Below are 22,830 nucleotides of genomic sequence, written 5' to 3' on the forward strand. Positions count from 1 at the left end.
GACTTTTCTCTCGCGGCCCGGCAAAACCCAGCCACAGATTGCCGTTCCGCTCCAGGGGGTCTCAATGCGGACCGCTTCTTAAGTCGTCGATTTCGTTGGTTCCAATGGTCGGAGCGAGAGGATTCGAACCTCCGACCCCTAGTCCCCCAGACTAGTGCGCTAACCGGGCTGCGCTACGCTCCGACACCCATTGGGTGGTGATCCTCTAGGGATTTTCGGCGCGTGGCGCAAGCCCTTAATGGCGGCGAGGGCCACGCCGTGATCGGACCGTCGCCCGGGCCGAAACGCGGGCTTGGCGGCCGGAGGCAGGCGGACCTCGGGAAATCAGGTCGTCGCCTTGGCCGCATTCGCCCTCGAGCGCGGGGCCGGAGCCGATTCCTCCTCGTCGGCGAGGGCCCGGTCGATGGCCTCGATCAGGCGCTGCCAGTGCTCGACGCTGGTGGCGACCGTCTTGGCGTCCGCGTTCTCGCGTTTGCCGACCGCATCCCTGCGGCGTTCGACCAGATCGGCCCGCAAGGCCTTCAAGCCCTCGATATGATTCTTGTTGGTCACCTTCAGCCCTCCCGGAGCGGATTCGGCCACACATCATCACGGCGAAGGCCGTCGGGCAAGAGGAGATGACCATACGTAATCTACGCCTGGACCCGCAGGAGCGCCTGCTCGACGAGCGGCGACAGGTCGGCGGGCCGGGCCTCGGCGAGCGCGGCGCCGATCAGCATGATGCAGGGGCCGTCGAGCGGTTCGCTGGCGAGCGCGGCGGCCATGGTGCCGACGCTGGCGTGAAAGATCCGTTCCTCCGCCCGCGTGGCGTATTCGACGATGATCGCCGGCGTCGCCGGAGCCATGCCGGCGCCGACCAGCTTCTCGGCGAATTCGCCGAGCACGGCCTTGCCCATATAGACCGCGGTGGTCGCCGCGGGATCGGCGAGAGCCTTCCAGTCGAGATCGTCGGGCAGCCGGCCCTGGCGGGAGTGGGCGGTGACGAATTGCAGGCGCCGCGAATGATCGCGATGGGTGAGCGACACCTCCAGCCGCGCCGCCGCCCCCAATGCCGCCGTCACGCCCGGCACCACCTCGACGGGTATGCCGGCGGCCCGGCAGGCGGCGATCTCCTCGCCGGCCCGGCCGAAAACCAGGGGATCGCCGCCCTTGAGGCGGACGACGCGCTTGCCGCCCGCGGCCAGGGACACCATCAGCGCGTTGATGTCGTCCTGCTTGCACGAGGGACGGCGCCCGCGCTTGCCCACCACCATGCGCCGGGCCTCGCGGCGGGCGAAGTCGAGCACCGCGTCGGCGACGAGGTCGTCGTGCAGGATCACGTCGGCGGACTGGAGCGCCCGTACGGCCTTGAGGGTCAGCAGTTCGGGATCGCCGGGGCCGGCGCCGACCAGCGTCACTGTTCCCGTCGCGGATCGCTCGGCATCGAGGCCGGAGGCATCGAGCAACGCGGCGCGATCGGCGTCGGTCGGCCCGCGGTCGGGACGGCCCAGTGCCTGGCGCGCGAACCGTTCCCAGAGGCGGCGGCGGGCGGCGAAGGAGAGGGACAGTGCCTGCACCAGCGGCCGCCAGGCGCGGGCGGCCTCGGCCCATTTCTGGAAGCCGTGCGGCAGCAGCGTCTCGATTCGGGCGCGGATGGCCTGGCCGAACACCGGGGCGGCGCCGTCGGTGGAAATGCCGACGACCAGCGGCGAGCGGTTGACGATGGAGCCGAACTGGAAGTCGCAGAAGGCCGGGCGATCGACGATGTTGATCGGCACGCCCGCGACGCGGGCGGCGTCGCGAAAGGCCTGCGCTTCCTCTTCGTCCGCCGCATCGGCGACGGCCAGCGCGGCGCCGGCGAGGTCCGGCGCCGTCCAGGCCCGGGCTGCGTGCCGGATGAGGCCGTCGCTGCGGGCAAGGACCTCCGCGAGCTCCGGGGAGGGGGAGGGGGCATAGATCTCGACGGCCGCGCCCGACGCCGCCAGCAGCTCGGCCTTCCACGCCGCTGCGCCGCTCTGCCCCGCTACCACCGCGCGCTTGCCGCTCAGGCGGTAGAACACCGGCAACACCGAAAGCGGCGCGATGCGCCCCGGCTCGGTCTGGGTCGGCGTGCGGCTCATGAAGCTTCGTCCCGATGATCGTCTCGCCATGGCCGAGACCCCAGCCCTCCCGATCGGAGCGGCTCGGACCTCGGTGTCCGGTCGGTGCGGCTGGTCGCCGTGGGCGCAACCCTGTCCCGTTCCACGGCGCCCGGCAAGCCTGCCGTTCGCGTCCTGCCGGCACTCTCCGCCACCGGGACATGGCGATCTGTCTCGAAGGCGACGCCCCCTGCGTAGCGCATTTCACATTCAGTCGCAACACATGCGATTTTTGTACATTTCGTTTCTGTTGAACAGCGTCACAACATGCGCCGTCCCCGGCGCATGGCGGGGGCGGCGGCTTCGGCCAGGCTGCTCGGCTCGCCCCGCTCCAGCCGGGCCGTGGCGATGGCAAGGCCCCAGACCGCGCCGAACAGCAGCCAGACATGGCGCCAATGGTCGATGTCGATGATCCACGCCTCCAGCACCACGATCTGGTAGGTCGCCATCACGCAGATGAAGATATGGCGCCAGGGGCTTGGCTTCAGGCAATATTTCCAGCCGGCGAACAGGGTCAGCACCACGATCGCCGGCCAGGTGATGCCGCCGATCCAGCCATAGGACATGAAGGCGTTGAGATAGGAATTGTGCGTGTCCTCGCCGAACATCGGGCCGAACTGCAGCATGCCGATGCCGATGGGCCGGTCGAGCGCCAGGACGAAGCCGAGCCAGTGGCGGTTGAAGCGGCCGAACTGGCCGAGGTCGTAATTCTGCTCGAGGCTGGCGCGCTCGGCGAACAGCTGGCTGACGGCGTCGAAGGACAGGAGCGCCATGATCAGCAGCGCCAGGGCGGCGACCCCCAGGAGGCACAGCACCACCACGCGGGTGCGCAACTGCCTGGAGCGGGCGCACCACAGCGTCATCAGCGTCATCAGCGCCGCCGAGCCGACGAAATGGCCCCAGGCGCCGCGCGAGAACGACAGGAACAGGCCGGCCATGATGATCATCAGCGCCAGCGCGTTGCGCCCCGCGCCGTTTATGCCGTCGATATAGAGCCGCTGCACCAGGATCAGCGCCGGCAGCACCAGGAACGGCCCGAACACGTTGGGATCCTGGAAGGTCGACTTGACGCGGGAATAGAGCAGCAGCGCCTCGGAGCCCGGCAGCAGCCGTGCATAGCCGAGAATGCCGATGATCGAACACGTCACCGCCGTAGCGATATAGGCCCGCACCAGCACGTCGAGGCGCTCCACCGTGTGCTCGGACAGCACCATCATGTAGAACAGGCCGGTGAAGGCCAGGAACCAGCCGACGCAGGTCCACAGCACCGTCTTGGGCAGGTGCATCACCGGGATGAGGGTGATGGTGGCGCCCAGCATATAGACGAGGACCAGCAGCAGGATCGGCATCATCTCCTGCCGTAGTCTCAGGCCGCCGAACATCCAGGTGACCATGGCGAGGATGCCGAGGAGCTCGTAGGGCGAGGGCTCGATCATGGTGATCGAGCCGCCGAACACCATCAGCCAGAGCGTGCCGAGCCGCAGCCTCTCCGGGCTGACGGTGAAGCGCGGCCTCGTGGCCGCGCCGGCGACGGCCGCACCGCTTGCCATCAATAGGCGTTCTCGGTGTTGAGGAGCGCGAACGGCGTGCGGAACAGGATGTAGAGATCGAACAGCGGCGACCAGTTCTCGATATAGTAGAGGTCGTGCTCGACGCGCCGGCGCAGCTTCTCCGGCGTGTCGACCTCGCCGCGCCAGCCGCTGATCTGGGCCCAGCCGGTCACGCCCGGCTTGACCTTGTGGCGGGCGAAATAGCCGTCGACCACCGATTCCCACAGCTTGTCCTGGGTGTTCGAGCCGACCGCGTGCGGGCGCGGCCCGACCAGGGAGAGGTTGCCGCGCAGCACGTTGATGAGCTGCGGCAATTCGTCGATCGAGGTCTTGCGGATGAAGCGCCCGACGCGGGTGACGCGCGGATCGCCCTTGGTGACGGCGATCTTGGACTCGTAGTCGCACTTGTCCGCATACATCGAACGGAACTTGAAGACGTCGATAACCTCGTTGTTGAAACCGTAGCGCTTCTGGCGAAACAGCACCGGCCCCTTCGAATCGAGCTTGATGGCGATCGCCGTGCCGATCAGCACCGGCGACAGCAGGAGCAGGGCCAGGCTGGCGAAGACCAGGTCGAAGCAGCGCTTGACGATGGAATCCCAGTCGGCGATCGGCTTGTCGAACACGTCGAGGAACGGCACCGCGCCGATATAGGAGTAGGAGCGCGGCCGGAAGCGCAGCTTGTTGGTGTGGGCCGAGAGGCGGATGTCGACCGGCAGCACCCACAGCTTGCGCATGATCTGCAGCAGCCGGTTCTCGGCGGTGATCGGCAGCGACACGATCAGCATGTCGACCTTGGCGATACGCGCGAAGGCGACCAGCTCGGCGACGGTGCCCAGGCGCGGATAGCCCTGGACGATGGCGGGCGAACGGTCGCCCGAACGATCGTCGAAGATGCCGCAGATCTGCACGTCCTTGTCGGTCGAGGCCTCGATCGAGCGGATCAGCTCGGCCGCCATCTCGCCGCCGCCGACGATGACGGCGCGGCGCTGCAGCCGGCCGTCGCGCATCCAGCCGCGCACCACCATCGCCAGGCCGACGCGGAACACCATGAAGAAGACGAAGCCGGCGACGTACCAGGCCGAGAACCAGAAGCGCGAATAGATCTGGCCGAGCTTGAGGAAGAAGACGGCCACCGCGAACGCGGCGAAGACCAGCGTCCAGGCTGCGGCGATGCGGCCGATCTGGCCGAAGATCGAGCGGAACGCGCCGGCGTTGTAGCCGTCCGCCGCCTGGATGAAGGCGACGGCCAGCAGCGAGCCGGCGATGAGCGGGATGAAATAGCGCGGGTCGCTGCCGTTGCGCGGCACGACATAGCCCCGGTAGACGGCATAGCCGATGGCCAGGACCGCGACGAACTCGATGATCCTGACCCAGCCGGCCAGCATGCTCTGGGAGATCGGGCGGTCGGAAAAACGATTGGCGATATCGAGGGCCTGCTCGGACAGGACGACCGGACCTGTCTCGCCGTCGTCCGCCGGCGAGCTCATGATCGCTTGTGGCCCGAACTTGGTCCGGGGGTTGAAATCGGTCATGATACGCATCCCGTCTCCCCCGCCGCGCATGGCCGGCGGGTCTTCACCCGGAGACAATGACTTGCGAATGCTTGACGATTGGTTCAGGCGGCTCTGGAAACTCGACGCAAGTTAAGCACTCCGCCGCCCGTTGGCAATGACGCGGCGGTTGCTGCGGGGAGCTGCGAATGCGGGCTCGGCGCGGCTGCGCCGGGCCTTGATGCCGTCAGAACCACCTCTCCTTGACCGTGACCGTATCGCCGGGCCGCAGCGCATAGGTGATCGGCACGAAGCCGGTGATCGACTGGCCGTCGATCATGCGCGTGACCTCGACGCCGTTCGTCTGGGCGCGCGGCGAGAAGCCGCCGGCGATGGCGACGGCGTTCTGCGCGGTCAGGCCATTGACGAAGGGGAACTGGCCGGCCTGATTGACTTCGCCGAGGACGAAGAAGGGGCGATACTGCTCGACCTCGATCGACACATGCGGCTCGCGCACGAAGCCGTTGCGCAGCCTGCCGCTGACTTCGCCCTCCAGCTGGCTGGTGGTGCGCCCGGCCACCGGCACGTTGCCGATCAGCGGCATCGAGATCCGGCCGCTGGCATCGACCGAGTAGATGTTGGACAGGTTCTCCTGGCCGAACACCAGCACCCGCACCTTGTCGCCGGCGCTCAGGCGGTAGGGCGCATAGGGTGCGTCCTCGAAGGCGACGTAGCGCCGGGTCGTGCATCCGCCGAGAACCAGGCTCGCCGCGATGACGGCGATGCTCAGCCGCCGGGCAGTCGACGGGGCGAGGGATCGCGGAGATCGGGCTGGGAGGCGGTACATCGGCAACAACCCGCAGGAGGGACAGGGCTTCGCCTTTCTAGGCCGATCATGGTTAACAAACTGCGACGCGGGCCGGCGCCGGCCCGCGTGCGCGGCGCGAACGGAGCCTGTATTAACGCGGCATCAACCATGTTGCTGTCAGATCCCGCCCGTCATCGCCCCGAGGCCAAACATGCGAGCTTCCATCGACGCCAACGATCCGTTGGCCGCCCGCGATGATCGCGGCGGCGACCTGGATCTGGGCGCGCTCGCCCGCGCCCTGTGGGCCAGGAAGCTGCGCATCCTGATCCCGACCCTCGTCGCGTTGATCGGCGCGACGATCGTCGTCCAGCTCATCCCGCCGAAGTACAAGTCGACGGCGAGCATCCTGCTGCAGGGGCAGGAATCCTCCTTCACCCGTCCGACCGGCGTCCAGCCCGGCGCCGACCAGCAGATCGTCGACGAGCAGGCGGTCGCCAGCCAGGTGCAGGTGATCATGTCGCGCAACCTCGCCCTCAAGGCGATCAAGCAGCTCGGCCTGGTCGGCAATCCGGAATTCGACCCCGCCGCGGCGGGCGTCGGGCCGCTCAGCCAGGTGCTGATGGTGCTCGGGCTCGCCAAGGACCCGCTGGCCAAGACGCCCGAGGAGCGGGTGCTCGACCATTACTACGACGCGCTCTCGGCCTATCCGATCGACAAGTCGCGCGTCATCACCGTCGAATTCAGCTCGCGCGACGCCGATCTCGCCGCTCGTGCCGCCAACACCATCGCGAGCCTCTATATCGAGACGCTGCGCGCCGCCAAGCTCGGCGAATCCCTCGACGCCTCGCAGGCGCTGTCGCCGCAGATCGACGAGCTGCGCAAGACGGTCGCCAAGGCGGAGGCGGCGGTGGAGGATTATCGCGCCAAGAACGGGCTGTTCATCGCCCAGAACAATGCGTCGCTGACCACCCAGCAGCTCTCGGAAGCGAACACCCAGCTCTCCGCCGCCCGCGCCCTGCAGGCCGAGGCCCAGGCCAAGGCCAAGCTGATCCGCGAGCTCCTGAAGTCGGGCAAGCCGATCGACGTCTCCGACATCAACAACAACGACCTGATGCGCCGGCTGATCGAGCAGCGGGTCAACCTGCGCGCGCAACTGGCGCTGGAGTCGCGGACGCTGCTGGCCGGCCACCCCCGCATCAAGGAACTCAACGCCCAGATCCAGGGGCTGGAGAGCCAGATCGTCGTCGAAGCCCGCAAGACCGTGCGCTCGTTGGAGAACGACGCCCAGATCGCCGGGGCCCGCGTCGAGTCCCTGATCCAGCAGCTCGACAGCCAGAAGCGCCAGGCGGCAGCCTCCAACGAGCAGGAGGTGCAGCTGCGTGCCCTGGAGCGCGAGGCCCGGGCGCAGCGCGACCTCCTGGAAGCCTATCTGTCGCGCTATCGCGAAGCCAACGCCTACGGCTCCTTCACCGAGATGCCGGCGGGCGGGCGGATCATCTCGCAGGCGCTGCCGGCCGCGACGCCCTATTTCCCCAGGAAGCTGCCGATCATCTTCATCGCCACCATGGCGACCCTGGTGCTGTCGCTGGCGCTGGCGGCGGCCGGTGAGCTCATGTCCGGCCGGGCCTTCACGCCGGTGCAGCCGGCGCCCCAGCCTGCCCCGCCGCCGCAGGAGCCGGCCGCCCGGCCGGCCGTCGCAGCCGAGGAGCCGCCGCATGACCCGCCTCCGGGAGCACCGGGCGGGACCAGGACGGAAACGGCGGATGCGGGCAGCGCGCCAACTCCGACAAGCCCGGCGGCGCCCGTCGCGGCCGCGGCGCCTTCGCTCGGCCTGTTCGAGCCGCTCGGCTTCGAGGGACCCGCGCCGGTCCGGCCGGAACCGGCCCCGGGCCCCACGCCTGCCGCAGGACTGGCGCCCGCGGCGGAGCCTGAGCTTGCCGCGGGACCCGAGCCGATGGTCGAGCCGGACGGCGCCGACGCCGCCCTTCGCCGTGCCGCCGCTCCTGCGCAGCGGGACGAGCTTTCCGCGCTCGATGCCCTGGCAGCGCAGTTGCGCAGTCGCATCGGCGGCACCCGCACCGTCCTGTTCGCCGGCGGCGGGCCGAGCGAGGGGATTTCCGCCGCGGCGACGCATTTTGCCCGCGCGCTTGCCGCCGGCGACATGCGCGTGGTGCTCGTCGCCCTCTGCCTCGGCCGGGCCGGCACCGGTCGCGCCGGGCTGGGCGAGCTCCTGACGGGCGAAGCCTCCTTCATCGACGTGATCGACTGCGACAGGTTCTCGCGGCTGCACCTGATCGCCGGCGGCCGCGCCATTCCGGCCGCCGAGATCGCCGACGAGCCCGTGATCAGCCGGCTGCGCATCGTGTTCGAGGCCCTGTCCTCCACTTATGACGCGGTGGTGTTCGACGGCGGCTCCGTGCACGGCCCGGACGATCCGTTCTGGGGGCCGATCGCCGAGGCCTGCGAGAGTGCGCTGGTCGTCGCCGTGCCCGGCGAGGCTGCCGCCGCCGCCGGAGCGCATGGCCTGCTGCAGCGGCTCGGTGCCCGTCACATCACCGAGGTCGCGGCGCCGGACGTCGATCTCGTCGCCGCCTGAGAGCCGGTCCCGCCGGCTGCGGGCGGGGGCGGACCACCGGCCCGCGTTCACCGGTTCTTGCGGATTTTGGCCCAGAACCGTGACGGCGTTTCGCGCGAGGGCTGCCGATGTCCGATCTCCGCCAGTTCGTCTTCAAATCCGCCTTCGATGCGCTCTACCTTCTCGGCGCCCATCGCTGGCTGGCGCCGCTGGCGCGGGGACGCGGCGCCATCTTCATGCTGCACCACGTCCGGCCCTGGCGCGGCGACGCCTTCGCGCCGAACCGCCACCTGGAGGTGACGCCCGACTTCCTCGACCGGACGATCGCCCGGGTGAAGGCGGCCGGATTCGACCTCGTCACCATGGACGAGGCGCAGCGGCGCATCCTGGCGGCGGAACCGGGCCGCCCCTTCGCCGCGTTCACGCTCGATGACGGCTATCGGGACAATGCCCTGCATGCCGCGCCGGTGTTCCGGCGGCACGGGTGCCCCTACCTTATCTACGTCGCCAGCGATTTCGCCGAGGGGAACGGCGTCCTGTGGTGGGTGGTGCTGGAGGAGGCGATCCGCCGCCTCGATTCGGTCGAGGCCGTGCTGGACGGGCAGGCGCGCCGCCTCGCGACGGCGGGCTCCGCCGCCAAGGCACGGGCCTTCGCCGCGATCTATGCCGAGCTGGTCGGTGGCGGCGAACCGTCGCGGAGCCCGATCATTCCGCAGCTGGCAGCCCAGGCCGGCCTTGCGCCGCAGGCGCCGTGCCGCGAACTCTGCATGGACTGGGCGGAGCTTGCCGTCCTCGCTGCCGATCCGCTCGCCGCCTTCGGCGCGCACACGCGCAGCCACCCGATCCTGGCCAAGCTGGCGGCCGGAGAAGCGAAGGCCGACATCGTCGAGGGCAGGGCGGCGGCGGAGCGGATGCTCGGCCGGCCGGTCGAGCATTTCGCCTATCCCATCGGCAACCACGCGGCAGCGGGGACGCGCGAATTCGGCATGATCCGGGAGCTTGGCTTTCGCACCGCCGTGACGACGCGCCGCGGCCTCGTGCACGGCGCCCATGCCGGGCATCTCGACTGCCTGCCGCGTGTCTCGCTCAATGGCCATTTCCAGGCCGTGCGCTATGTCGACCTGTTCCTTTCGGGCGTGCCGTTCGCGCTGGCCAACCGCCTGCGGCCCGTCGATGCCGCCTGAAAACGATCGAATTTCCGCGGAGATCGGCCTATGGCTAGCGCAGTCCGGCCGCGACGCCGGTGGATTTCCCGTCTCAGGACCGCCCGGTGACAGACTACGTCCGCAAGATTCTCGACGCCCGCGTCTACGATGTTGCGGTGCAGACGCCGCTCGACCGCATGGTGCGGCTCGGCCAGCGCCTCGGCGCCCAGGTGCATCTCAAGCGCGAGGATCTGCAGCCGATCTTCTCGTTCAAGATTCGCGGCGCCTACAATCGCCTGGCCCGGCTCCCGCCGGAGGCACAGGCGGCCGGCGTGATCTGCGCCTCGGCGGGCAATCATGCCCAGGGCGTCGCCCTTTCTGCCGGGAAGCTGGGCCTGACGGCGACCGTCGTTATGCCGGTGACGACGCCGCCGATCAAGGTGGAGGCCGTGCGCCATTGGGGCGGACGCGTCGTGCTGCACGGCGAGACCTTCGACGACGCCTATGCTCATGCCCGGACCCTCGAGCGCGACCAGGGCCTGACCTTCGTCCACCCGTTCGACGATCCCGACGTGATCGCCGGGCAGGGGACCGTCGGCATGGAGATGCTGCACCAGCACCCCGGCGCGATCGAGGCGATCTTCGTGCCGGTCGGCGGCGGCGGGCTGGCCGCCGGCATCGCCGCCTACGTCAAGTTCCTGCGGCCGCAGACCAAGGTGATCGGCGTCGAGCCCGTGGACGCCGCCTCGATGCGGGCAGCCCTGGCGGCCGGAACACCGGTCGCCCTCGACCGGGTCGGCCTGTTCGCCGACGGTGTCGCCGTGCGGCAGGCCGGCGCCGAGACGTTCCGGCTGTGCCGCGACCTGCTCGACGGCATTATCGTCGCCGACACCGATGCGATGTGCGCCGCCGTCAAGGACATCTTCGAGGATACGCGGGCGATCGCCGAGCCGGCCGGCGCGCTCGCCCTGGCCGGTCTGAAGATCCACGCCCTTCGGCAGCCGGAGCGCGCCGGTTCGCTCATCGCCGTCAACAGCGGCGCCAACATGAACTTCGACCGGCTGCGGCATGTGGCGGAACGGGCGGAGATCGGCGAGGCTCGGGAAATCCTGCTCGGCGTCACGATTCCGGAGGAGCGCGGCAGCTACAAGCGCTTCATCCATGTGCTCGGGCGCCGGATCATCACCGAGTTCAACTATCGCTACGCCGCGGGCACGGCGGCGCATGTCTTCGTCGGCATCAAGCTGCGGGACGCCAACGCCGAGAAGCCGGCGATCGTCGCCCAGCTCGAGGGGCTGGGCTATGGCGTCCTCGACATCAGCGCCAACGAGGCCGCCAAGCTGCACATCCGCTACATGGTCGGCGGCCGCTCGCCGGCTCTGCGCGACGAGGTGATCCTGCGCTTCGAATTCCCCGAGCGCCCCGGCTCGCTGGTGAGGTTCCTCGACGCCGTCGGCACGGACTGGAACATCACGCTGTTCCACTATCGCAACCACGGCGCCGACTATGGCCGCGTGCTGGCCGGCCTTCAGGTTCCGCCCGAGGATCGGCCGCGCTTCTTCGAGCAATTGGGGTCGCTCGGCTATCCCTATGAAGAGGAAACGGAAAACCCGGCCTTCCAGATGTTCCTCGGCTGAGTGCCTGCGCGGTCGTCGGGCGTGATCCCGAGGGATCGGACACGACCCGGCCGGAGCGGAGGAGGGGGCGGTGGGCGAAGCCGAGGTGCGGCTGCCCAGGCCTGGTGAGCCGGCGACCGATAAGCGAGCGGCGCGGAAACCATCCGGAACCATGAAAAAAGCGAGGCTTTTGCAAGCCTCGCTTTCTCTGGTTTCAGACCGCGTCTCAAACCTATTACCCGTCGCGTTCCCTCATTCGTCTATAGCGATGTTGAGAACCTCGGGTAGGCTGCTCTTTCCGACATTCTTGCCGGCGGCGCCGCTAGGCTTCCTCCCAAGACTTGGACCCTGACTTCCTGCTGCTCGATGTCGAGCTTTGGCCGTCCTGTCGTTAACGGAGGGGACGCTAGACTATCTGTGGTGCGTTGTCACGCCCTTGCAAAGGATGTCGCTCAAATTTCATAATTGTGCCGAAAGTTTGTGCAAGGCCGTTCCGTAGGCTGGCCGCCCCGAGGCGGCCTCCCGGCCGCGGCCCGAGGGGCGACCGGGTGTTTTGCGCCGGGCGGCGCTTGTCTTTTCCGCCGCGATCGGGTCAATTTCGCGGCCGTTTTCCCTGTCGATCGAAAGCCTGTCCTCATGCGCCTCAGCCGCTATTTCCTGCCCATCCTGCGCGAGACGCCCAAGGAAGCCGAAGTCGTGTCGCATCGTCTGATGCTGCGCGCCGGCATGATCCGGCAGGAGGCCGCCGGCATCTATGCGCTGCTGCCGCTCGGCCTGCGCGTCGTCGACAAGATCAACGCCATCGTGCGCCAGGAGCAGAACCGTTCGGGCGCGATCGAACTGCTGATGCCGACCATTCAGTCGGCTGACCTTTGGCGCGAGAGCGGGCGCTACGACGCCTACGGCAAGGAGATGCTGCGCATCAAGGATCGCCACGAGCGCGACGTGCTCTACGGGCCGACCAACGAGGAGATGGTCACAGACATCTTCCGCACCTATGTCCGCAGCTACAAGGACCTGCCGCTCAACCTCTACCACATCCAGTGGAAGTTCCGGGACGAGATCCGCCCGCGCTTCGGCCTGATGCGCGGGCGCGAGTTCCTGATGAAGGACGCCTATTCCTTCGACATCGACCAGGCGGGCGCCCAGCATTCCTACAACAAGATGTTCGTGGCCTATCTCAGGACCTTCTCCCGGCTCGGCCTGACCGCCATCCCGATGATGGCCGACACCGGCCCGATCGGCGGCAATCTCAGCCACGAGTTCATCATCCTCGCCTCCACCGGCGAGAGCGAGGTGTTCTGCCACAAGGACTATCTGTCCATGGCGGTGCCGGACGCGGCCACGGATTTCGACGACGGACCGGGCCTGCAGCGCATCGTCGATCAGTGGACCTCTCTCTATGCCGCCACGTCCGAGAAGCACGATGCCGCCGCCTTCGCCGCGCTGCCGGCCGAGGCCCAGGTGTCGGCGCGCGGCATCGAGGTCGGCCACATCTTCTATTTCGGCACCAAGTATTCGCAGCCGATGAAGGCTGTGGTCGCCGGCCCCGACGGCAGCCTGGTGCCCGTGCACATGGGCTCGTACGGCATCGGCCCGACCCGTGTCGCCGCCGCCTCGATCGAAGCCAGCCATGACGAGGCCGGCATCATCTGGCCCGAGGCGATCGCGCCGTTCCGTGTCGGCCTGATCAATCTCAAGCCCGGCGACGCGGCGGTGGATGCGGCCTGCGGCGAGCTCTACGCCAAGCTCGGCGCCCGCGGCGTCGATGTGCTGCTCGACGACACCGAGGAGCGGCCGGGAGCCAAATTCGCCGCCATGGATCTGATCGGCCTGCCCTGGCAGGTGATCGTCGGGCCGAAGGGGCTCGCTGCCGGCCAGGTCGAGCTCAAGAACCGGCGTACCGGCGAGCGCGAGACCATGAGCCCGGCCGACGCCCTGGTGCGCCTCGCGGGCTGACGCCCGGTGCCGACAGGCCCGGCCGCGCTTTGCCGACTCGGCCTCGGCCATGGATGATGCGGCAGCATTCGCGGATGCTGCCGCCGAAACGCCTTGATTCGAGTGGAGTGAAGGCGACCATCCCCAACCGGACGAGTTATGAGCGCCGCCGAAGCCCTGCCCGACCAGACGCCGCCTGACCAGACCGCGCCAGAGCCGACGGGAACGCCGCCCTTTTCCGGCTTCGAATGGATGATGTCGCTGCGCTACCTGCGCGCGCGCCGCAAGGAAGGCTTCATCTCCGTCATCGCCGGCTTTTCGTTCGTCGGCATCATGCTGGGCGTGGCGACGCTGATCATCGTCATGTCGGTGATGAACGGCTTCCGGGTCGAGCTGCAGTCGAAGATCCTCGGGTTCAACGGCCATATCGCGGTGACGCCGGTCGAGACGCCGCTGACCGACTTCGAAGCCGTGGCCGGGCGCATCGCCGGGGTACCCGGCGTGAAGCTGGCCGTGCCGATCGTCGAGGGGCAGGCGCTTGCCTCCTCGCCCTTCAACGCCGGCGGCGTGCTGGTGCGAGGCGTGCGTGCCGCCGACATCCTCAAGCTCCCCGCCATCGCCGACAACATCAGGCAGGGCACGCTCGATGATTTCGACCAGGGGCAGGGGGTGATGGTCGGCACGCGCCTGGCCGAGCAGCTCGGGCTCCGGCTCGGCGACAACATCACGCTGGTGTCGCCTCGCGGGGCGGTGACCGTGTTCGGCACGACGCCGCGCATCAAGGTCTATCCGATCGTGGCGATCTTCGAGATCGGCATGTCGGAAGTCGATTCCAGCTTCGTGTTCATGCCGCTCGCCGAGGCGCAATCCTATTTCAACCGCAACGGCGACGTCACCACGATCGAGATCTATATTGACGATCCCGACAAGGTCGACTCCGCCCGCGATGCCATCGAGAAGGCGGCGGGACGGCCGATCGTCATGACCGACTGGCGCCAGCGCAACGTCACCTTCTTCACCGCGCTCGAGGTGGAGCGCAACGTGATGTTCCTCATCCTGACGCTGATCATCCTGATCGCGTCGCTGAACATCATCTCCGGCTTGATCATGCTGGTGAAGGACAAGGGCTCGGACATCGCCATCCTGCGCACCATGGGTGCGACGCGCGGCTCGGTGATGCGCATCTTCCTGATCACCGGCACGGCGATCGGTGCCGTCGGCACGCTCGCCGGCCTGCTGCTCGGCGTGGTGTTCTGCACCTGGATCGAGGAGATCCGCCAGTTCGTCTCCTGGCTCACCTCGACCGAGCTGTTTACGCCCGAGCTCTATTTCCTCTCGCGCCTCCCGGCCAAGATGAACAGCGGCGAGATCATCGCCATCGTGGCGATGTCGCTGACCCTGTCGGTGCTGGCGACGCTCTATCCTTCCTGGCGGGCCGCGCGGCTCGATCCCGTCGAAGCGCTCAGGTACGAATGATGACGGACCCGGCTCTCCAGCTGCATGCTGTCGAACGGCGCTACAGGCAGGGCGAGGCGACGCTCGAGATTCTGCGCGGCGCCGACCTCGCCATCTGGGCCGGCCAGTCGGTGGCGCTGATCGCCCCGTCCGGCGTCGGCAAGTCGACGCTGCTGCACGTCGCCGGCCTGCTCGAGCAGCCGGACGGCGGCGATGTCTATATCGGCAATGAGCCGACCGCCAGCCTCGACGACGGCGCACGCACGCGCCTGCGCCGGACCACCATCGGCTTCGTCTACCAGTTCCACCATCTGCTGCCCGAATTCTCGGCGGTGGAGAACGTCATGCTGCCCCAGCTCATCCGCGGCCTGACCAAGGCGAAGGCGCGCGAGCGCGCCGGGGAGCTGCTCGCTTTCCTCGGCCTCGGCGGGCGGCTGGCGCACCGGCCGGCCGAGCTTTCCGGCGGGGAGCAGCAACGCGTCGCCATCGCCCGCGCCGTCGCCAATGCGCCGCATGTGCTGCTGGCCGACGAGCCGACCGGCAACCTCGACCCGGCCACGGCCGACCATGTGTTCGCGACGCTGAACGCCCTGGTGCGTGCCTCGGGCCTCGCCGCGCTGATCGCCACCCACAACATGGATCTGGCGGCGCGCATGGACCGGCGCGTGACGTTGCGCGACGGCAAGGTCGTCGAACTGGCCTGACCGGCGGGCCGGACGGACCCGGGATGCGGCCTGTGGGCCGTAACCACGCCCCCCGGGACGGAAACCCGAAAATATGTGACAGGCCAGTGGTTTGTCCGACATGTCGTTGGCCGGGCCACTTACGGGGCGGCCGGAGTCGCGGAGATATGTAGCCGGCTCTTAATTTTCTTGCTGGCAGAATCGGAACAAATCGAAGACGAATTGCGACGGGAATTCGGTTGGTCGCTTGACAAGAAACAAAAAGGGAACATTATAAAAACATCGAGTGATCGGGAGAGTTGCATGTTTGCTCGTTTTGCCGAAGATGCCGCCGCTCTTGCTTCTATGGGGCTATTTTTGACCATGATCGCGCTCTGGAGCGGCTTCGCAGGCGGGATCTGAGGGAAAGTTATCCACAGCCGTCCACAGATGGTCCACAGCCTGGCATCGCAACGGTGAGGCACGGCATTCCCGGCTTGGTTCGATCCGGTCCCGGCGGCAAGATCGCCGCGCAACTGCGAGGGAACGGTGATGAGTCGGGCGAACGAGATGGTTGGCGCGGGGTTCGTGCACCTGCATGTGCGCTCGGCCTACTCCCTGCTCGAAGGGGCGATGAAGGTCGGCAAGATCGCCGATCTGGCCAAGGCGGACGGCATGGCGGCCGTCGCCATCACCGACACCGGCAACCTGTTCGGGGCGCTCGAGTTTTCCGAAAAGCTGGCTGGCAGCGGTGTCCAGCCGATCGTCGGCCTGTCGCTTGCGGTCGACTTTGCCGACCGTGACGACGGGCCGGACCGGCGGCCGCTGCATCTGCGCCGCCAGCCGCGCGTCGTTCTCCTGGCCCAGAACGAAGAGGGCTATCTCAACCTGATGGCGCTGTCTTCGGCCGCCTATGGCGAAGTCGGCGCCGGTGCGGAGCCCCACGTCCGGATCGAGAGGCTGGCGGAGCGGTCCGGCGGCGTGATCGCCTTGACCGGCGGCCCGTCCGGGCCGCTCGACGTGGCGTTCCGGGACGGGCAGGCTCAACTCGCCGGCCAGCGCTTCAAGCGGCTGCACGAGGCCTTCGCCGACCGGCTCTATGTGGAGATCCAGCGCCACGGCACGGATGAGGAGCGGCGGATCGAACCTTTCCTGCTCGATCTCGCCTATGCCGATGGCCTGCCGCTCGTCGCCACCAACGAATGCTATTTCGCAGCGCGCTCCGACCACGAATCGCACGATGCGCTGCTGGCGATCGCCGAGGGGCGCATCCTGGCCGAGACGGAGCGGCGGCGCCTCACCGCGCAGCATTACTTCAAGAGCCGCGCCGAGATGCGCGCCCTGTTCGCCGACCTGCCTGAGGCGCTCGAATCGACCGTGGAGATCGCCCGGCGCTGCGCTTTCCGAGCGCGCACCCGCAAGCCCATCCTGCCGCGCTTTTCCACCGGCATGGGCACCGAGCCCGTGGACGAGGCGGACGAACTGCGCCGCCAGGCGGAGGACGGGCTGACGGCGCGCCTGAAGGCCCACGGCGTGGCGTCCGGGCGCAGCGAGGCGGAGTATCGCGAGCGCCTTGCCTTCGAACTGTCGATTATCGAGAGGATGAAGTTTCCCGGCTATTTTCTCATCGTCTCGGACTTCATCAAGCACGCCAAGTCCAAGGGCATCCCGGTCGGTCCGGGCCGCGGCTCGGGCGCGGGCTCGCTGGTCGCCTATGCCCTGACCATCACCGACCTCGATCCCCTGCGCTTCAGCCTGCTGTTCGAGCGCTTCCTCAATCCCGAGCGCATCTCGATGCCGGACTTCGACGTCGACTTCTGCCAGGATCGGCGTGACGAGGTCATCCGCTACGTCCAGGAAAAATACGGTCTGGATCGGGTGGCGCAGATCATCACCTTCGGCTCGCTGCAGGCGCGCGGCGTGATGCGCGACGTCGGGCGCGTGCTCGAGATGGGCTATGGCCAGGTCGACAAGCTGTGCAAGCTGGTGCCGCAGAACCCGGCCAATCCGGTGACCCTGGCCAAGGCGATCGAGGACGAGCCGAAGCTGCGCGAGGCGGCCCAGGCCGACCCCGTGGTCGAGCGTATGCTCGGCATCGCCAAGAAGCTGGAAGGGCTCTACCGCCACGCCTCGACCCACGCCGCCGGCGTCGTCATCGGCGACCGGCCGCTGACCGAGCTCGTGCCGCTCTATCACGACCCCAAGACGGCAATGCCGATGCCGGCCACGCAGTTCAACATGAAGTGGGTGGAGCCGGCCGGGCTGGTCAAGTTCGACTTCCTCGGCCTCAAGACCCTGACCGTGCTGCAGCGCGCCGTCGCCTTCATCGCCCAGCGCGGCATCGCCATCGACCTGGCGGCGCTGCCGCTCGACGATCCCGCGACCTATGCGATGCTGGCCCGGGGCGAGACGGTCGGGGTGTTCCAGGTGGAAAGCGCGGGCATGCGGCGCGCGCTGGTCGACATGGAGGCCGACCGCTTCGAGGATATCGTCGCCCTGGTGGCGCTCTACCGTCCCGGCCCGATGGCCAACATCCCGGTCTACAACGCCCGCAAGAAGGGGCACGAAGACCCGGACTACATGCTCGACCAGCTCAAGCCGGCGCTGGAGGAGACCTACGGGGTCATCATCTACCAGGAGCAGGTGATGCAGATCGCCCAGATCCTGTCCGGCTACACCCTGGGCGAGGCCGACATGCTGCGTCGCGCCATGGGCAAGAAGATCAAGGCGGAGATGGACGCCCAGCGCGTGCGCTTCGTCACCGGCGCGGTCGACCGCGGCATCCCCAAGGCCAAGGCGGACGAGATCTTCGATTATCTCGCCAAGTTCGCCGACTACGGCTTCAACAAGAGCCACGCCGCCGCCTATGCGCTGCTGACCTACCAGACCGCCTGGCTCAAGGCCAACCACCCCGTCGAGTTCCTGGCGGCCTCGATGTCGCTGGATATTTCCAACACCGACAAGCTTTCGGAATTCCGTCTGGAGGCCCGCCGGCTCGGCATCAAGGTCGAGCCGCCGTCGATCAACCGTTCGGGGCCGGACTTCGAGGTGCACGACGGGGCGATCCGCTATGCGCTCGGCGCGGTGAAGGGCGTGGGCATGGCGGCGATGCAGCGCATCGTCGAGTTGCGCGGCAGCGACCCCTTCTTCGATCTCGGCGACCTTGCCCGCCGCCTCGACCCGAAGGCGGTCAACAAGCGCATGCTGGAGAGCCTCGTGGCGGCGGGCGCGCTCGACGCGCTCGAGCCGGACCGGGCCCGCGCCGCCGCCTCGATCGACGCCATCATGGCGCAGGCCCAGCGGGCCGAGGCCGAGAAGGTCGGCGGCCAGTCGGACATGTTCGGCGGCGCCTCGCGGCCCGAGCCGCTCAAGGTCAACGCGTTCGAGCCCTGGGAGCCGACGGAGAAGCTGCAGCGCGAGTTCGACGCGGTCGGCTTCTTCCTCACCGGCCATCCGCTCGATGCTTATGCGCCGATGCTCCAGCGCCTGCAGATCCCGTCCTGGCTGGCCTTCACGCAGAAGGTGAAGCAGGGCGCCTCGGCCGGGCGGCTGGCGGCGACGGTGCTGTCGCGCTCGGAGCGGCGCACCAAGTCCGGCTCGAAGATGGGCATCATCATGCTGTCCGACGCCTCCGGCCAGTTCGAGGCGATCATCTTCTCCGAAGGCCTGGCGCAGTATCGCGATCTTCTGGAGCCGGGAACGCCGCTTCTGCTCATGGTCCAGGCCAATGCCGATGCCGAGGGCGTCAGGGCCCGCATCGTCACCGTCGAGCGCCTGGACGATGCGGCTGCCAAGACCCAGCGCGGCATCCGCGTGTTCCTGCGTGGCGACCAGGCCCTCGAGTCCGTGGCGCGCCGCCTGTCCCAGCGCGGGGAGGGGGAGGTTTCCTTCGTGCTGCAGATCGAGGACGGCCGGCGCGAGGTCGAGGTCAGGCTCCCCGGGCGTTTCCAGCTGACGCCGCAGATCGCCAGCGCCATCAAGGCTATCCCGGGAGTCATGACCGTGCAGCAGATCTGACCGGGGTGCCGCGGAGGCATCTGCCTCCGGCGTGCGCGGAGCGGCGTCGAGGGTCGGCTATGCGGTACCACCGCGGAGCGCGTGTCCGGCGACGGGCGGGCTTCGCGCCGGACCGGCCGGCCCGCGGCCACGGGCCGCATACGGTTGACGCGAACCTGCGGTTTGACGCAAACAGCGTCACGCTGCTTTCTGGATATGTCTGCTAGCTATCCTTGCGTAGGCCAGCATCCGGCGGTTGTGAAATTATGGGAATTTCCATGCCGGGATGAACGGAAACGGAGATTCGATGAAACCTCGCGCGTCCGAAACAAGGCCCATGGATGTCACCTTCGTCGAGGCGGACTCCCTGTCGGTGCTGGTTGCGGACGATTCCAGCATCTGGCGGCGCGTCGTCCGCGAGGCGGTCGAGATCTATGGCGGCTCCCCGGTGGTGCATGAAGCGGCCACCGGGCAGGTGGCGCTCGACATCCTGTCGACGCAGCGCATCGACATCGCCTTCGTCGATCTCGCCATGCCCGAGGTCAATGGCGGGGAGGTGATCCAGCGGTTGAGCGAGGCGCGGCGGCTGCCGTTCTTTGCCATCATCTCCGTCACCTCGGACGCCGAGCAGATCGCGCGGATGCGCCGCCTGGCCGCCTACGACTACCTGGTCAAGCCTTTCGACACCGAGGCGGTGCGGCGGGTGCTGGCGACGTATGAGCGAGTCACCCAGATCACCCGCGTGCTGGTGGTCGATGATTCCGGCACTACCCTCGCCATCATGCGCCGCCTGCTCGAGCGCTCGATCTTCCGTATGGAGATCGCGGAAGCCCGCGACGGCGTCTCGGCCTTCGAGCTCTATGCCAAGCGCACGGCCGACATCGTCTTCATCGACCTCAACATGCCCGGCCTCGACGGCGCGCAGACACTGCGCATCTTCCGTGCCTACAATCCGCATGTGCATGTTGTGATGATGTCCGCCAGCCAGAACGCGCTCGACCGGGCGCAGGACCTCGGCGCCAACGCCTATCTGAAGAAGCCGTTCTCGCCGCGCGACATCGACCGGATCATGCACCAGATGTTCGGCCTCAGGATGCCGTTTCACGAGCTCGAGCCGTAGGACGACGCGCGTCGGCCGCCGCCGATAATCCTTGCATCGCCGTCGCCGCCCGCTTATAGAGCGCGCCATTCCACACGCGGACGAAGCGGCGAACAGCCGCTCCGGTGCCGTGCCTTGCCGTATCCTTCGGGATGGGCGGTGCGGTGGATGTCCGCGGAGGCTTTTCAACCGGAGTTATCTCTCATGGCGCTGCCCGACTTCTCCATGCGCCAGCTGCTCGAAGCTGGTGCGCATTTCGGCCATCAATCCCACCGTTGGAACCCGAAGATGGCCTCGTACCTCTTCGGCGTCCGCAACGGCGTCCACATCATCGATCTCGCCCAGACCGTGCCGGCCTTCTACCGCGCGCTGCAGGCGGTCTCCGACACGGTTGCCCGCGGCGGCCGCGTGCTGTTCGTCGGCACCAAGCGCCAGGCCCAGGACGCGGTGGCCGATGCCGCCCGCCGCTCGGCGCAGTATTACGTCAATTCCCGCTGGCTCGGCGGCACGCTGACCAACTGGAAGACGATCTCCCATTCGATCCAGCGCCTGCGCAAGCTGGACGAGCTGCTCTCCACCGGCGCCCAGGGCGGCTACACCAAGAAGGAACGCCTCGACCTGACGCGCGAGAAGGACAAGCTCGAGCGCGCCCTCGGCGGCATCAAGGACATGGGCGGCACGCCCGACCTGATCTTCGTGATCGACACCAACAAGGAAGACATCGCGATCAAGGAAGCGCGCCGTCTGAACATCCCCGTGGCGGCGATCCTGGATTCCAACTCCGATCCGGACGGCATCACCTACCCGATCCCGGCCAATGATGATGCCGGCCGCGCCCTGTCGCTCTACTGCGACCTGGTGGCCCGCGCTGCTCTCGACGGTATTTCCCGCGCCCATGGCGAGGCTGGCCTCGATCTCGGCGATGCCGTCGAGCCGGTCCTGGAGGACCTGCCGGTTGCCGGCGACGCCGAGCAGGCGGCCGAGGCCTTCGAGCTCCTGTCGGCGCCGCGCGGCGCTCCCGACGACCTGACCAAGCTCACGGGCGTCGGCCCGGAGCTGGAGAAGAAGCTGAACGAGGGAGGCCTCTGGCACTACTGGCAGTTCGCGGCCATGACCCCGGACGACGCGACCAAGGTCGACGCCGATCTCAAGCTCAACGGCCGCATCGCCCGCGACGGCTGGGTCGATCTCGCCAAGACGCTGGTCGCCGGCGCCTGAGCTTTTTCGCGCGGCGTCGCAGCCGCGCCACGGCTTTCTGGTGGTATCGGCCCGGCCGCTCGTCCCGAGCGCCGGGCCGACGCCCTTCACCGGGTCGAAGCCGCGACCCGTTCTGGTTCTACCCCGCGCCTCGCCTGCCGCCAGCCGCCCGGCATCCCGCAGACGAGGGCGTCCAAAGAGGATTTTGAGAGATGTCGAACATCACCGCCGCGATGGTGAAGGAACTGCGCGAGACGACCGGTGCGGGCATGATGGACTGCAAGGCCGCGCTCACCGAGGTCGCCGGCGACATCGAGGCCGCGATCGACTGGCTGCGCAAGAAGGGCCTGTCCAAGGCGGCCAAGAAGGCCGGCCGCGTCGCGGCCGAGGGCCTGGTGGCCGTCACCGTCGACGGCGGCAAGGGCGTTGCGGTCGAGGTGAACTCCGAGACCGACTTCGTCGCCCGCAATCCCGAGTTTCAGGAGATGGTCGCGGCCATCGCCAGGGTCGCGCTCGCCGTGGGTGAGGATGTCGAGGCGATCAAGGCGGCCGCCTATCCCGGCGGCGGCACGGTCGAGGAGAAGGTGACGGCGACCGTCGCCAAGATCGGTGAGAACATGACGCTGCGCCGCGCCCGGATCGTCGGCGTCGGCCAGGGCGTGATCGGCACCTATGTCCATTCGCCGGTGACGCCGGGCCTTGGCAAGATCGGCGTGCTGGTGGCGCTGGAGTCGGCTGGCTCGGGCGACCGGCTGCAGGAGCTGGCGCGCCAGATCGCCATGCACGTCGCCTCGTCCAACCCGCTGGCCGTCGATGCCGCCGGTGTCGACGCCGCCACGGTCGAGCGCGAGAAGACCATCCTGGCCGACAAGTATCGCGAGCAGGGCAAGCCCGAGGCTGCGATCGCCAAGATCGTCGAATCCGGCATCAAGACCTACTTCAAGGAAGTGACGCTGCTCGAGCAGCCCTTCATCTTCGACACCTCCAAGACCGTCGGCCAGGCGCTCAAGGAAGCCGAGGGCGCCGCCGGCGGCCCGATCAAGGTCTCGGGCTTCGTGCGCTATGCGCTCGGCGAGGGCATCGAGAAGGAGACGACCGACTTCGCTGCGGAAGTGGCGGCGCAGGCCGGTACGAAGTAAGCTTCGGACACCGGACGTGATCCAAGTCGAAAGGGCGGCC

At 68.1% G+C, this 22,830-nt stretch carries 15 protein-coding genes and 1 tRNA gene; 10 read left to right on the forward strand and 6 right to left on the reverse strand.

The window, feature by feature from the left end:
* Window positions 1-105: 105 nt before the first annotated feature.
* From AC27L4_RS19650 to AC27L4_RS19675, 6 genes are all read right to left on the reverse strand, one after another.
* Window positions 106-183, reverse strand: a tRNA-Pro gene (locus AC27L4_RS19650).
* 141 nt (window positions 184-324) lie between these two features.
* Window positions 325-552 carry a hypothetical protein gene (locus tag AC27L4_RS19655; protein ID WP_487144055.1) on the reverse strand — a complete coding sequence of 76 codons (228 nt, stop codon included), beginning with the start codon at window positions 550-552 and terminating at the stop codon, window positions 325-327.
* An 80-nt stretch (window positions 553-632) separates the two neighbouring features.
* Window positions 633-2,099, reverse strand: coding sequence for a siroheme synthase CysG (gene cysG / locus AC27L4_RS19660; protein ID WP_487144056.1), 1,467 nt, complete (start codon window positions 2,097-2,099; stop codon window positions 633-635).
* 278 nt (window positions 2,100-2,377) lie between these two features.
* Entirely contained in the window at window positions 2,378-3,667 is a 1,290-nt protein-coding gene (locus tag AC27L4_RS19665) for an O-antigen ligase family protein (protein ID WP_487144057.1), read from the reverse strand.
* Complete coding sequence (locus AC27L4_RS19670) at window positions 3,667-5,202, reverse strand: undecaprenyl-phosphate glucose phosphotransferase (RefSeq protein ID WP_487144058.1); 1,536 nt, start codon at window positions 5,200-5,202, stop codon at window positions 3,667-3,669. Before AC27L4_RS19670 ends, AC27L4_RS19665 begins: the two co-directional genes overlap by 1 nt.
* A 205-nt stretch (window positions 5,203-5,407) precedes the next feature.
* On the reverse strand, window positions 5,408-6,007 hold the full coding sequence (locus tag AC27L4_RS19675) for a polysaccharide biosynthesis/export family protein (protein WP_487144059.1): 600 nt from the start codon (window positions 6,005-6,007) through the stop codon (window positions 5,408-5,410).
* 172 nt (window positions 6,008-6,179) lie between these two features.
* On the opposite strand from AC27L4_RS19675, the gene AC27L4_RS19680 reads away from it, so the two are divergent.
* From AC27L4_RS19680 to tsf, 10 genes are all read left to right on the forward strand, one after another.
* Window positions 6,180-8,564 carry a Wzz/FepE/Etk N-terminal domain-containing protein gene (locus AC27L4_RS19680; RefSeq protein WP_487144060.1) on the forward strand — a complete coding sequence of 795 codons (2,385 nt, stop codon included), beginning with the start codon at window positions 6,180-6,182 and terminating at the stop codon, window positions 8,562-8,564.
* A 107-nt stretch (window positions 8,565-8,671) separates the two neighbouring features.
* Window positions 8,672-9,727 carry a polysaccharide deacetylase family protein gene (locus tag AC27L4_RS19685; protein ID WP_487144061.1) on the forward strand — a complete coding sequence of 352 codons (1,056 nt, stop codon included), beginning with the start codon at window positions 8,672-8,674 and terminating at the stop codon, window positions 9,725-9,727.
* A gap of 86 nt (window positions 9,728-9,813) precedes the next feature.
* Window positions 9,814-11,325, forward strand: a complete 1,512-nt coding sequence (gene ilvA, locus AC27L4_RS19690; RefSeq protein ID WP_487144062.1) for a threonine ammonia-lyase, biosynthetic — start codon at window positions 9,814-9,816, stop codon at window positions 11,323-11,325.
* Window positions 11,326-11,940: 615 nt separating this feature from the next.
* Window positions 11,941-13,263, forward strand: a complete 1,323-nt coding sequence (gene proS, locus AC27L4_RS19695; RefSeq protein WP_487144063.1) for a proline--tRNA ligase — start codon at window positions 11,941-11,943, stop codon at window positions 13,261-13,263.
* Window positions 13,264-13,401: 138 nt separating this feature from the next.
* On the forward strand, window positions 13,402-14,718 hold the full coding sequence (locus AC27L4_RS19700) for a lipoprotein-releasing ABC transporter permease subunit (RefSeq protein WP_487144064.1): 1,317 nt from the start codon (window positions 13,402-13,404) through the stop codon (window positions 14,716-14,718).
* A complete protein-coding gene (locus tag AC27L4_RS19705; protein WP_487144065.1) occupies window positions 14,715-15,401 on the forward strand; it encodes an ABC transporter ATP-binding protein in 687 nt (228 codons plus the stop codon). The genes AC27L4_RS19700 and AC27L4_RS19705 overlap by 4 nt, the downstream gene beginning before the upstream one ends.
* A gap of 528 nt (window positions 15,402-15,929) precedes the next feature.
* Window positions 15,930-19,376: a DNA polymerase III subunit alpha gene (dnaE, locus tag AC27L4_RS19710; RefSeq protein ID WP_487144494.1), complete on the forward strand. Its 3,447-nt coding sequence runs from the start codon at window positions 15,930-15,932 to the stop codon at window positions 19,374-19,376.
* A gap of 316 nt (window positions 19,377-19,692) precedes the next feature.
* Window positions 19,693-20,475: a response regulator gene (locus AC27L4_RS19715; protein ID WP_487144066.1), complete on the forward strand. Its 783-nt coding sequence runs from the start codon at window positions 19,693-19,695 to the stop codon at window positions 20,473-20,475.
* 183 nt (window positions 20,476-20,658) lie between these two features.
* The gene (locus tag AC27L4_RS19720; protein ID WP_487144067.1) at window positions 20,659-21,672 is read left to right on the forward strand and encodes a 30S ribosomal protein S2; all 1,014 of its coding nucleotides are present in this window, start codon (window positions 20,659-20,661) and stop codon (window positions 21,670-21,672) included.
* 191 nt (window positions 21,673-21,863) lie between these two features.
* Entirely contained in the window at window positions 21,864-22,790 is a 927-nt protein-coding gene (gene tsf / locus AC27L4_RS19725) for a translation elongation factor Ts (protein ID WP_487144068.1), read from the forward strand.
* Window positions 22,791-22,830 lie beyond the last annotated feature (40 nt).

The organism is Labrys sp. Lb11 (genome assembly GCF_057554225.1).